The organism is Cohnella laeviribosi DSM 21336 (assembly GCF_000378425.1).
GTDB classification, from domain to species: domain Bacteria; phylum Bacillota; class Bacilli; order Paenibacillales; family Paenibacillaceae; genus Cohnella; species Cohnella laeviribosi.
Map to the genome: position 1 here is coordinate 225,101 of NZ_KB899809.1, position 12,458 is coordinate 237,558.

The window sequence follows — 12,458 nt, forward strand, 5'->3', positions numbered from 1 at the left end:
TCCAACACGCTAAAGGCCTTCCACGATTCGTTTCGCGCGTTTTTGCGCTTCGCGCAGCAATTCCTCCTCGTCGATCGTCAGCAGCCGCCGTTGCCGCATCAGCACCTTGCCGTTGACGATGACGGTGTCCACATCGGCGCCGGTCGCGCTGTAAGCGAGCAGCGATTCCACCTGATGCACCGGCTGCAGGTGCGGCTTGCGCAGATCGATCAGGATCAGGTCCGCTTTTTTGCCGATTTCAAGCGTTCCCACCCGATCGTCCAGGTTCAGCAGCCTGGCGCTCTCGACCGTCGCCATGCGGAGCGCCTGCCGGGCCGGGAGCTTGGTCGGATCGCCGTAATCCAGCTTTTGAAGCCAGGAGGCCGCTTTGATTTGCTCGAACATGTCCACGCTCGCCGCGCTTCCCGCTCCGTCCGTGCCCAGCCCGACGGTTACGCCCTGCCCGGTCAAGGCGCATACCGGCGCGATGCCGCAGCCGAGCTTCAGGTTGCTGACCGGGTTGTGGGCCACGCCGCCCCGCATGCCGCGCAAGAGCCGCACATCCTTCATGTTCAGATGCACGCCGTGCGCCAGCAGAACATGCGCCCGGTCGAACATGCCGGTGTCGACCAGGTATTCCGTCGGCGTCCGGTTGTAGCGTTCGCGGATTCGCACGACCTCTTCGACCGTTTCGGCCAGATGAATATGGATCGGAATGTTTCGCGCTTCCGCCAGTGCGATCACTTCCGCCAGCGGTTCCGGCGGGCACAGATACGGAGAGTGCGGCCCCAGCATCGTGGTGATTCTGCCTTCCGCTTTTCCCGTCCAGCGTTCGATGAGATCAAGCGCTTCCTTCATCCGCCTGCCCCCGTCGTCCTCGACGAACACCAGTCCTCTCGAAAGCGATGCGCGCATCCCCGTCTCCTGCACCGCCAGCGCGATTTCGTTCATATGGATGTACATGTCGGCGAAGGCGGTCGTGCCCGACTTGATCATCTCGGCCATCCCGAGCTTGGCCCCGATGTAAATGTCCTCGGGCGTCATTCTGGCTTCGGCGGGCAGCATTTTGGTCTTCAGCCATTCCATCAGCCGCAGGTCGTCCGAAAAGCCCCGCAGCAGGCTCATCGGCGTATGCTGGTGGGCGTTGATCAGCCCGGGCATCGCTGCCATTCCCTCGCCCCGGATGACCTCGTCGGCCGGTTCATCGATTGCGCTTCCGATTCTAGCCAAGGTATCCCCCTCGATCAGGATGTCTCCGACAAACGGCTCCTCCTCCCTCATCGTGACGATCGTCGCCTGCTTGATCAGCGTTCGCATCTTTTTTCACCCTCCGTCTTAAATGGTCAACGCCTTTTCAGCATGCGCCCTGCCTTTGCGTGAAGGTCAAGACGCCGCTAAAAAGGCGCTTTACTTTTCCGTTGCGTGAAGGTTTACAATGGACGATGTAGAAGAAGAAAAAAGAGGTGGGCCCGGGTGAGAATAAAGGAAGCGGCGGAAAAGCTGAACCTATCGGCAAGGGCAATCCGCTTTTACGAGGAAAAAGGGCTGATCGCGCCGGCCAAGGACCGGAACAACCGGTACCGCGAATTCGGCGAGCAGGATATCTGGCGGCTGCAAACGATCGTGGCGCTGCGCGAATCCGGCATGAGCGTGGAGGCTATCAAAGAAGTGCTGGAAGATGCGGAGAGCCGGGAGGAGGACAAACTTTCCTATTATTTGGAACTGCAGCGGTCCGCTCTGGTGTCCAAGTGGTTGGAGATCCGGCAGCTTATCGAAACGACGGACGAAATGATCGGCATCGTGCGGGAGCGGAAGACGCTGCCGCCTGAGGATATTTACAAGCTTGCGGAAGGTTCCAGACGGCTTCGGGAGCATCGCAACAGTTGGACGGACAGATGGAATTACGACCGGCTGGCGGAAGGTCACGACCAACGTGTGCTCCGCGATTCCGAACGATATCCGGATTACGAAGCGGCCCTGGATGCGGTCGTCGAATGGGTCCGTCCCGCCGCCGGAGAGCGGGGCCTTGACATCGGGACCGGAACGGGCAATCTGGCCGGCCGGCTGATGGAGCGCGGTGCCGTCATGGCCGGGGTGGACCAATCGAAGGAAATGCTCAACATTTGCCGCCGCAAGTTCCCCGGGATGGAAACGAGGCTCGGCAATTTTCTAGCCGTCCCTTACTTGGACGATCGGTTCGATTTTATCGTATCCAGCTTCGCGTTCCACCATCTGGCGGTCGGCCAGCAGATGCTTGCGGTCAACGAAATGCGCCGCGTGCTGAAGTCCCACGGGCGCATCTGCATCGCCGACCTGATGGTTTCGCAGCCGGAAAACAGGCCCAAGGCGGCAGGCGCCAAGCCCGAATCGGCCGTCTCGCTGTCCGGGCTGCTCCGCCTGCTCGCCGATGCCGGATTTAAAGTGCATTACCGGCGCCTGAACGAGTGGCTGCATGTCGTTTGCGCGGAATCTTCCTAGCCCCGCTTGTTCCGCATGGCGCGCAGACGGACCGCCCTCCTTGCCCTCCGCTTTCACGCCCGGAACTGCCGGAGAAACTGCACCGCCTTGGCGATGTCCGCCTCGGGATCGGCTCCGACTTCGCGTTCGATCGTCAGGTAGCCGGTATAGCCGATCTCCTTCAGCGCCCGCAAGTAATTCGGCCAGTCCACCGCGCCTTCGCCGAGCGGAACTTCGCGGAACGCCTCCCCTTGTTCGGCTTCTTCGGCGATTTTCGCGTGATCGAGCGGTTCGTAACCGAGCGCGCCGTACACCTCGCGCGGGTCGACCTCCCTCAGCCGGATGCCGTCCTTGGCATGCGTATGGACGATGTAATCCTTCAGCGTGTATACGCCCCGAACCGGATCGTCGCCCGTCACCATCACCATGTTGGCCGGATCGAAGTTGACCGATACCCCTTTGGAACCGAGCTTGTCGAGAAAACGCTTCAGCCGCTCCGCCGTCTCCGGTCCCGTCTCGATCGCGAAGTAGGCGTTCAGGCTCGTCGCATACTCGCTCAGCTCCCGGCACGCCGTCAGCATCGTTTCGTACACTTCGCCGTTCTCGTCTTCCGGCACGATGCCGATATGCGTCGTCACCACGTTCGTGCCGAGCTCGACGGCAAGGTCGAGAATCCGTTTCGATTTTTCGATTTTGGCCGGATTCTGCGTCTTGTCCTGAAAGCCGTGGCCGCCGAGATCCCCGACCAGCGCGGAAATTTCGAGGCCGAGCGATTCGATGTACGAACGCCATTCCTTGCGCGCGGCCGCGTTCAGATTGTCCGGGTCCATCTCCCCCGACACCGCGTAAATTTGCACGCCTTCCGCGCCGACCTGCTTCGCCTTGACGAGCCCCTCGCGAACGCCGCAGCGGAAACTGTCGACAATGACGCCGATTTTGTTGTTCATTTGGACAACGCCTCCGTTTCCTTCCACATTCTTCTTAAATTATCCAAACCGATCCGGACGCCGAGCTTGCACTCCTCCAGCCCTTCGAACTCCAGCGACAGGTATCCGTCGTAGCCGGATTTGCGGATGATCCGCAGCACGTCCGGCAGATCGATGTCCCCGTTGCCGGCGATCGCGCCCCGCAAGTAATGGCCGTGGGCCGTCCTGAACCAGCCTTCCCCGGGATTGCCGCGCGCCGCCGGGCGCCAATAGAAATCCTTGATGTGCACCATCGACGCATAGCCGATGTTTTTCTTCACCGCGACCGAGGGCGACTCGTCCGCGCACAGGAAATTGCCGACGTCCAGCGTCGTCCGGAAATTCGGCCGGTCCACCGCATGAATCAGCATCTGCACGCGGTCGCTCGCCTGCGTGAAATAGCCGTGGTTTTCCACGCTCGTCGTGATGCCGAATCGGGCGGCATAATCCGCAATCCGGCGGCAGGCCTCGGCCACCCGCGGCAGCTCGCGCAAGAAGTTGCGGATGGACAGATCGGCGGACGAAGCCGCATCGTGGCGCATGAGCGAGACGCCAAGCCGGCGGGCGACGTCCACTTCCTTTTTCACCCTCGCGATTTCCGCCTCGTATTCATCGTCCGACAAGCCGCAAAAGTTCGCGCCGACCGCATAATTGGACAGCTCGATGCCGCTCGCCTCCGCCTGCCGGCGGATTTGCCCGATCAGCTCCGGGTTGTCCGTCAGCGAGAAGCCGATCGGCACGATCTCCGCATGCTCGCCGCCGATGTCCGCGATATAGGCGATCGCCTCGGGAACGGTCAGCTCGCCCGAGCGGATGGCACCGAGCAGACTGTACGTGCTTACGCCGATTTTCATAGCCGGATTTCCTCTCTGCGCTCGGCGGATTCGTAGACGGCGTTTAAAATTTTCATCATTTCCACGCCGTCTTCGACCGGGCTGATCGGCTTGCGTCCTTCCCGCACGCACTCGACAAAATGGTCGATTTCGCTTTGGAACGCGGCTTCGAAGTGGAAGCCTCGATGGTCGGTCTGCGGCGTCACGTTCAAAATCGTATCGTGCTTCTCCGTCACGATCACGATTTCCGGATCGATTTCGAAGCCGCCTTTGTCCCCGTACAGCTTGATGGAGGCTTCGTCCTTTTGCGCATGCAGGGCGAAGCTGACGTCCACCTGCAGGCTGGCGCCGTTCTCGAAGCGGATCATCGCGCTCGCCAAATCTTCGACCGTATTCACCTTCGGGTCCCAATCGGCCGCCTTGTAATGGGACAGGTTGCGGATATTCGCGCGGTTGCCGAGCTTCCGGTACGTGTTGCCGCTTACCGTGACCGCCTTGGGTCTGCCCATCATGTACCAGCACAAATCGATCATGTGCACGCCGATATCGATCAGCGGCCCGCCGCCCGAACGCGAGCGGTCCGCGAACCAGCCGCCCGGGTTGCCGTGCCGCCGGATCGAGGACGCCTTGGCGTAATAAAGGTCGCCGAATTCCCCTTTGTCGACGAATTCCTTCAGCAGCCGGGCGTTCGGATCGTAGCGGCGCACATATCCGATCATCAGCTGCTTGCCCGTTTCCTCGACCGCCTCCTGAATCCGCAGCGCCTCCTCCACGGTCGTGCACAGCGGCTTTTCCACCAGCACGTGCTTGCCCGCCCGCAGCGCCGCGATGCTGATTTCCGCGTGCGTGTTGTTCCAGGTGCAGACGCTCACCGCGTCGATATCGGGGTCCGCCAGCAGCTCCTTGTAATCGCTGTAGCTTTTGGCCGCTCCGAACTGATCCGCTTTCTTCCGGGCGCGTTCCGCGTTCAGGTCGCATACCGCGACAAGCTCCGCGTCCGGGTGGCGGGCATAGGATTTCAAGTGGAAATCGGAAATGGAGCCCGTTCCGATTACCGCCGTCCTGATCGGTTTCATCGCTTCCAACTCTCCTCTTCTGGCATTTGGACTCTGATTTGATATTATGAGAGAAGAGCGAAGATCAGCCATGAACCGCTATGCGGTTTATTTGGACAATTGTGCTATCTTGCGAGGTGATCGAACGTGGCAAGACCGGCCGCGCTGCTGGAGCCGATGGATATGCCCGATCCCCGGTTTCCGGTTAAGGTTCATTACTGCACGTCGGCTTCAAGCGGACATTTGCTGTTTCCGAACCATTGGCACAAGCATCTCGAAATTTTACATTGCCTTTCCGGCAAAGCGCTCATCGAATGCAACTCGTCGCCGATGACGATGGAAGCCGGGGAAACCGTCATCGTCAACAGCAACGACCTCCATGCCGGCACTTGCCTGACGAACGATTTGGCCTATTACGCCCTCATCGTCGACCCGTCCTTGCTGCAGAGCCCTTCTCCCGACGCCGCGGAGACCAAATACATCGAATCCGTCGCCGACAACCGCCTGCTGTTCCGCCACAAAAGCGCAAGCAGCCGCGAGATCGGCAGCCTCATCCAGGCGATCGTCGAAGAGCTCAGGACGCGCGAGACGGGCTTCGAGCTGTCCGTCAAATCGTATCTGTACCGGATACTTACGCTGTTGATCCGGCGCGACGTCGCGCAGGTGCTGACGGCGACCGAGGACAAGCTGCGGACCAAAAATCTCGAACGGCTGACGCCGGTTCTGCAGTTCATGGAAACGAACTACGCCGAGCCGCTGCACGTCGATCGGCTTGCCGGACTGGCGGGACTTAGCCGGTATCACTTCGGGCGGCTGTTCAAGCAGGTGACCGGGCGCACGGTTACGGAATACGCGACCTGGATTCGGGTCGGAAACGCCGAGCAGTTGCTTCGCAACACGACCCACACGATCTCGGAAATCGCGGAAATGACCGGATTTCGCGATATTTACTACTTCAGCCGGATGTTCAAAAAATGGAACGGAATCTCGCCGTCCGAATGGCGCAAACGCGCCGAGCATGCGCTGCCCGGCTATTCCAGCACCGCCACCGCCCTGACCGGCGAGCCGTCTCCGCCCTCGATCGGCAGCGGAAAACCGTAAAAGGTAAAATCCGTTTCCTCCGGAATGAGATCGAGATGAACGAGCGAGGTGTAGGTCAAGATCCCGGCCCCGAGCAGCTCCCGCTCCAGCGCTTCCGTCAGTTCGCCGCCGACAAACGGCGGACGAAGCTCCTTGAGGCGGGCGAAGACTTCCATGCCGATCTCTTCTTTGAAAAACAGCCCGCGATCGCGCGGCCACTTGCCGTCCGGACGGACGACCTGCGCCTTGCCGAAAAACCGTTCCAGCGGGATGGCGTCGAGCGCCGGCGCGCCTTTGTGCATATGCGAGAAGGCGTCGACATGCGTTCCCGTATGCGTGCCGAGCGTAACGCGCCTAAGCTCCCAGCCGTGGCTCTCCACCGTGTGAACCACCTGCACTTCAACGTCCGGATCGCCGGGATAGACCGGCATTCCCGAGCGGATCGGAACCGACAGATCGATCACTTTGGCCAACAGCGTGTTCCTCCTTTTTCGGTCTTTGTCTCCATTTTAACGGTTCTTTCCGCCGCCCGACAGGAAAAACGGAAGCGCGCGCCGTCAAAAAAGAGACTGTCTTAGAGCCGGCGGGGCCGGATGCTTCTAAGCTCCCGCTTTTGATGTAAGATTGCGCAAAAGAACAAATGAACTTCCAGCCCCGCTAATACCGTGGTTTTGGAAGTTCATTTGTTCTTCTATGAAGACCGGCTTTTTGGGGAGTCCCTTTTTGGGGAGTACCCTTTTGGAACAGCCCCCTTTGCCCTTAGAACGCCGGCACAACCGCCACGCCGTACTTGTCTTCGATGAATTTCTTCACCTCGGGCGTCGTGAGCGCGGCGTCCAGCTTCTTGATGGCGTCTTTGTTTTCGTCGCCTTTGCGGACGACGATGACGTTCGCGTACGGAGAGTCGGCATCCTCGCGGAACAGCGCTTTGTTCGGATCGAGACCCGCCTCCAGAATCAGGTTCGTATTGATGACCGCCCCGTCCAAATCCGGCAGCACGCGCGGCAGCGTGGCGGCTTCGACCTCCTTGAATTTCAGCTTTTTCGGGTTGTCGGCGATGTCTTTCGGCGTCGCCTCGTAATTGGCAAGCCCTTCCTTGAGCTTGATCAGCCCCTGCTTCTCCAGCAGCACGAGCGCCCGGTATTCGTTGGACGGATTGTTCGGAATGCCGATCTCGGCCCCTTCCTTCAGCTCGTCCTTCGACTTGATCTTGTCGGAATAAAAGCCGATCGGCTCCACATGCACCTTGGTCGTCACGACGAAGTCATAGCCCTTCTCTTTTTTGACGGAATCGAGATACGGCACATGCTGGAAATAGTTCGCGTCGATCCGGCCTTCCTGAAGCGCCGGGTTGAGCTGGCCTTCATCGTCGAACACGACCACCTCCAGATTGACTCCCTGCTCCTTCAGGGCAGGCTTGATGAATTCCAAAATCTCCGAGTGAGGCACAAGCGCCGCCCCTACCTTCAGCGTTGTTTCTGCCGCAGGGGTTTCGGGCGCCGGCTGCGAAGCGGATCCGCTCGGGGAAGCCGAACCGCTTGCGGACGGAGACGCGCTTGCGGGAGCCGAGCTAGCCGGGGAGGCGTTCGAGTTCGAGTTCGAACCGCACGCGGCCGCCATCACGCCGATCAGCAACAATAAAGCCGCAACGAAAAACCGTTTTTGGTTTGCCATTTTTCTCTCTCCTGTCTTTTCTTTGTTTTATTTGGATAAAAGCGTGTAACCGGCATTGCGGTCGCCGCCTTATTCCTGCCTGAACCGGCGGCGTTCGATCGACCGCGCGGCGAAATCGCCGGACCATTGGATGATCTGCACGAGAACGACGATCAGCGCCACGGTCGCAAACAAAATGTCCTCGCGAAACCGCTGGTAGCCGAACCGGATCGCCAGGCTGCCCAGGCCGCCGGCCCCGATCGCCCCGGCGACGGCCGTAAACTCGGTAATCGCGATCACCGCGATCGTCATGCCCCTGACAAGCGCCGGCAGCGCTTCCGGAATCAGCACCCGAAAGACGATCGCGGCCGGGGAGGCGCCGACGGATTTGGCCGCCTCGATTTTTCCCGCTCCCACTTCCTTCAGCGAAGTCTCGATAATCCGGGCCAGAAACGGCGCGGCGCCGATCGAGAGCCAAACGATGGCCGCGGTCGGTCCAAGGGTGGTGCCGACCACCAGGCGGGATAACGGAAGCAGCAGAATAATCAGGATGATGAACGGCATCGAACGCACCGTATTGATTGCCGTTCCGACGATTTTGTGGAACAGCGGGGCCGGCAAAACGCCGCCCTTCTCCGCGGCGACCAGAACGATGCCGAGCAGCAGCCCGAGCGCGGTCGCGAAAAGGGAAGACCAGAACACCATGTACAACGTTTCCCGCAATCCTTCCCACAGCAAGTCCGGAAGATCGCTTCTCATGTGGCCGCCCCCTGTCCCTGCGGCAGAAAACGGTTGGCGTAAGCCATCCTTGCAATGGCTACGAAGCGCCGGGCCGTTTCGCTTTCCGGATGAGCGAACAGCTTGTCGACGGTGCCGGTCTCGACGATTTTCCCCCGCTCGATAACCGCCATCCGGTTGCAAATGTGCTGCAGTACGTCCAATTCATGCGTAATCAGAACAATCGTCAGCTTGAGCTGGCGGTTGATGTCTTTGAGCAGTTCCAAAATCGAATAGGTCGTCTCCGGATCGAGCGCCGAGGTGGCCTCGTCGCTGAGCAGCACATCGGGATCGTTCGCGAGCGCTCTCGCGATGCCGACCCGCTGCTTCTGTCCCCCGCTCAGCTGCGCCGGATACATCTTTTCCTTGTCGGACAATTGCACAAGATCGAGAATTTCCCGGACGCGGGTGCGGATTTCCGCTCTCGGCCAGCCGGCTACCGTCAGAGGAAAGGCGACGTTATCGTATACCGTTTTGGCGTCGAGCAAATTGAACTGCTGGAAAATCATCCCGATTTTCTGCCTCGCTTGCCGCAGCGCCTTGCCGCTCAGGCTCGTAATTTCCTGCCCGCCGATCGTGATGCGCCCGGAGTCCGGCTCCTCCAGACGGTTCAGACAGCGGATCAATGTCGATTTCCCCGCGCCGCTGAACCCGATGATGCCGAATATATCGCCTTTGCGGATATGCAAATCGATATTTTCCAGAGCCGTGATTCGGCCCTTCGCCGTCTTGTACGTTTTGTTCAGCCGTTCGACGGTAATCATGCCTTTGCCTCCCTTTGCTCCCCGGCATCCAAATAAAAAAACTAAGCGCAACGTCCGCCCACGGCAAACCATTTCGCTTAGTTTCCAGTCGTCTGGTCAACAAAAACGATTTAACTTACTATTCCTAGCGTTTTAATATACTTTAAATCTTTTTCCGGTGCGTGTCAATATTTTTTCTATAGGGAATCCGGCTGCAAGCAAAGGAAACCATCACAGGGGCCATCGTGGAGCGGATGCGCCGACTCCCGGCCAGTCCCGTGTCAATTCGGGATCAGAAGCAAACTCCCCGGCGCAACGTTGCGCAAAAAGGGGCTCGGTTCGCCTACACTGTAAAGCTGCAAGTGATGCATAGCCCGGGTGCAGGCGGTGTAAAACAATCTGCGCAGGCTCTCATCGCCGTACACTTGCGCCGATGCGTCATAAATGATGACGGCGTCGAATTCGATGCCTTTGGCCAAATACGCCGGTATGACGACAACGCCTTGTTCATATTCGAACGAGCCGCTCTTCACGAGCTTTATTTCTTCGACGCCGCTCAGCGCTTCGTATGCGGCGGCGCTTTCCGCAGCGGATTTGCATATAATCGCGATCGTATTGTACCCCCGGCTCCGCAATTCCGCGACTTTGGAAGCAATGCAGCGGTGCAGCGCGGCGCAATCGGACAATTGCGTCAGCACAGGCCTATCGCCGTCTCGTTCAAAAGCGTCAATCCGTTCGCCGCCGGGCACGAGTCCGCGCGTAAATTCGACGATCGGTCTTGTGGATCTGTAGCTGCGGGTCAAGGTTATCGCATCCGTTTCGTCCGGCCCGTATAAGCCGGTAAGCGTGCGGAAATCGAACGTTTCGCCGGCATGGGCGAATATCGCCTGGTTAAAGTCGCCGAGCACGGTCATTCTTGCCGAAGGAAACAAACGTTTTAAAAACTCGAATTGAAACGGAGAATAATCTTGCGCTTCGTCTACAAGCACGTGCCTGATCGAGACGTTCGTCTGAAACCCTTGAATCAGCTCTTTCAAAAATAAAAACGGAGTAGCGTCTTCGTAAAACAGCTTGCCTTCGTCCAGCATTTTCACAGTCGATAGGCAAATATCCTCCCACTCCTCGGGCGCTTCCCCCTCCATCCACAGTTTGATCCGCGTCGGATCGGCGAAAAGTTGCTTGTATATTCCCTTCATGTCGATGTAACGAAGCGCCCGGATCCGTTTGCGCAACGGCTTCAGCTTCTGGCGAACGATCAATCGGGCGAGCGCTTCGGGCTCGATATCATAATCGTCAAACGACTCACCTTTAAAGCCGCGTTTTTTCCGTAATTGGGCATAGGCCTTTTGGTAATCCTCGTTGCTCAGCAGCTCGATTTCTTTCTGTACCCACGGCTTGCTCCGTTCAAACTTCTCGGCTTCATCTATTTGCTTGTTTAGCCAATCCGTCAACTTCTCAAGTCTGTTGGGAAAGCGGAGCGAGGCGTCGCTGCCGTAAAACCTTTCCGCGATTTGTTGAGCGGTGACGATCGGTTTTCCTCTAAATAGAATATCTTTGAATAGCATGCCGGATAATTCCAGCGATTGCCTGTATGCTTTGATCGTCTCGAAAAAACGGGTCGATGCCTTGAATCGGATGCCCGCAATCCTAGTCCGGTATGATGGATCGTCCGCCGCAGTCAACACATATTCCAATTGTTCGTAAGGGCCCTCGACTTGAAATTCGTTGCTCAGCCGATGGTCCAAGTATTCCTGGAATGTGACCTGCTGCATATTCTCTTCGCCGAGTTCGGGCAACACATTGGATACGTAGCGGCTAAACATCGAATTAGGTGAAAATAGAATGATTTGATCGGCTTTCAGCCTATCCCGATACTTGTAGAGCAAGTAAGCGATCCGCTGCAGGGCGGCCGACGTCTTGCCGCTGCCAGCGGGTCCTTGAACCATGAGCAGCCGCCCGCGATCGTGCCGGATGATCCGGTTTTGTTCCCGTTGAATGGTGGCTACTATGTTGTGCATATGTTTGTCTGTGACTTTGCCAAGCACCTGCTGCAAAATCTCGTCTCCAATGGTGAGACTGGTATCGAACATCGATCGGATCACGCCGCCGCGGATGATATATTGCCACTTTTTCTCCAGCATGCCGCGGATGACGCCTCCGGGCGTCGCATATTCGGCCGGACCGGGCGGGTAATCGTAGTAGATGCTCGAGACCGGCGCCCGCCAGTCGTAGATAAGGATATTCTCTCCGCTTGAATCCATGAGCGTGGAGACGCCGATATAGATTCGTTCGGCAGCGGAAGTTCCTTCTTCAACGAAATCGATTCGGCCGAAATAAGGCACCTCCTGCATGCGGCGCAGCGCGGACAGCCTCTTGAAGGCCTGTCTGTGGGTACTTTGGCTCACGGACAGGTTCTGCGCCTGTTGTCTCAAGGCGATGATCGTCTCAAGATAATCGTCGAACGTATCCGTATTCACCTTGACGTCATCCCAAAAATGTTTGCGGAAATCAATCACTTCTTCCCGGCGCCGGGAGGTTTCGTCTTCCAGCATGCCGATTTGCTCCGCAATTGTCTCCATGATGCCGTCCAATCGTTCTTGCTCCTGCCGAAGTTCTGTATTCATCTCAATCACTCCTCGTATAGTATTTTTCGAAGGCAGTTGTGAGTCTATTTCCAGTCCCAAAGGGGACTGGAAGCCGCCTTCAAAATTTCCAGCCAGCTCCTTTGAAAATTGCAGTCAGGGACTGGACTTTCCGGCATGTCTCCGGACAATGGAACTTAGGGTCCATTCGGGGAAATTCGTCTCACTCCTGTAGCTGCGTCTACATCTGAAGTCTGTTTCTCCGGCTCTCGCTCGAACTTCTTACCCGCTGGCTGTTCCCTTCGGCAACCCATGCCCGACGGTAGCAGCGTCG

General features: G+C 58.2%; 11 protein-coding genes. 2 read left to right on the forward strand and 9 right to left on the reverse strand.

Annotated elements, in window-relative coordinates:
- Positions 1-9: 9 nt before the first annotated feature.
- A complete protein-coding gene (locus F560_RS0102355; protein WP_019004099.1) occupies positions 10-1,296 on the reverse strand; it encodes an amidohydrolase in 1,287 nt (428 codons plus the stop codon).
- Positions 1,297-1,452: 156 nt separating this feature from the next.
- Between F560_RS0102355 and F560_RS0102360 the strand changes: the two genes are divergently transcribed.
- On the forward strand, positions 1,453-2,457 hold the full coding sequence (locus tag F560_RS0102360; RefSeq protein ID WP_019004100.1) for a MerR family transcriptional regulator: 1,005 nt from the start codon (positions 1,453-1,455) through the stop codon (positions 2,455-2,457).
- A gap of 53 nt (positions 2,458-2,510) precedes the next feature.
- On the opposite strand, the gene F560_RS0102365 is transcribed toward F560_RS0102360, so the two are convergent.
- Genes F560_RS0102365 through F560_RS0102375 form a run of 3 tightly spaced genes read right to left on the reverse strand, consistent with a single transcriptional unit; the run spans position 2,511 to position 5,310 of the window.
- Positions 2,511-3,383, reverse strand: a complete 873-nt coding sequence (locus tag F560_RS0102365) for a sugar phosphate isomerase/epimerase family protein (protein ID WP_019004101.1) — start codon at positions 3,381-3,383, stop codon at positions 2,511-2,513.
- Positions 3,380-4,255 carry a sugar phosphate isomerase/epimerase family protein gene (locus F560_RS0102370; protein WP_019004102.1) on the reverse strand — a complete coding sequence of 292 codons (876 nt, stop codon included), beginning with the start codon at positions 4,253-4,255 and terminating at the stop codon, positions 3,380-3,382. The genes F560_RS0102365 and F560_RS0102370 overlap by 4 nt, the downstream gene beginning before the upstream one ends.
- Entirely contained in the window at positions 4,252-5,310 is a 1,059-nt protein-coding gene (locus F560_RS0102375) for a Gfo/Idh/MocA family protein (RefSeq protein ID WP_019004103.1), read from the reverse strand. The genes F560_RS0102370 and F560_RS0102375 overlap by 4 nt, the downstream gene beginning before the upstream one ends.
- Positions 5,311-5,436: 126 nt before the next feature.
- Between F560_RS0102375 and F560_RS0102380 the strand changes: the two genes are divergently transcribed.
- Positions 5,437-6,390 carry an AraC family transcriptional regulator gene (locus F560_RS0102380; protein ID WP_019004104.1) on the forward strand — a complete coding sequence of 318 codons (954 nt, stop codon included), beginning with the start codon at positions 5,437-5,439 and terminating at the stop codon, positions 6,388-6,390.
- Here the strand turns inward: F560_RS0102380 and F560_RS0102385 are convergent.
- From F560_RS0102385 to helD, 5 genes are all read right to left on the reverse strand, one after another.
- Positions 6,321-6,833 carry a cyclase family protein gene (locus tag F560_RS0102385; protein WP_245554797.1) on the reverse strand — a complete coding sequence of 171 codons (513 nt, stop codon included), beginning with the start codon at positions 6,831-6,833 and terminating at the stop codon, positions 6,321-6,323. The two genes, F560_RS0102380 and F560_RS0102385, sit on opposite strands and share 70 nt — an antisense overlap.
- A gap of 295 nt (positions 6,834-7,128) precedes the next feature.
- Positions 7,129-8,043 carry a MetQ/NlpA family ABC transporter substrate-binding protein gene (locus tag F560_RS0102390; RefSeq protein ID WP_019004106.1) on the reverse strand — a complete coding sequence of 305 codons (915 nt, stop codon included), beginning with the start codon at positions 8,041-8,043 and terminating at the stop codon, positions 7,129-7,131.
- Positions 8,044-8,112: 69 nt separating this feature from the next.
- The gene (locus tag F560_RS0102395) at positions 8,113-8,781 is read right to left on the reverse strand and encodes a methionine ABC transporter permease (RefSeq protein WP_019004107.1); all 669 of its coding nucleotides are present in this window, start codon (positions 8,779-8,781) and stop codon (positions 8,113-8,115) included.
- Positions 8,778-9,563: a methionine ABC transporter ATP-binding protein gene (locus tag F560_RS0102400; protein WP_019004108.1), complete on the reverse strand. Its 786-nt coding sequence runs from the start codon at positions 9,561-9,563 to the stop codon at positions 8,778-8,780. The genes F560_RS0102395 and F560_RS0102400 overlap by 4 nt, the downstream gene beginning before the upstream one ends.
- Before the next feature lie 260 nt (positions 9,564-9,823).
- Positions 9,824-12,166 (reverse strand): RNA polymerase recycling motor HelD, encoded by a 2,343-nt coding sequence (gene helD, locus F560_RS0102405; protein ID WP_019004109.1) that lies wholly within the window; start codon positions 12,164-12,166, stop codon positions 9,824-9,826.
- Positions 12,167-12,458 lie beyond the last annotated feature (292 nt).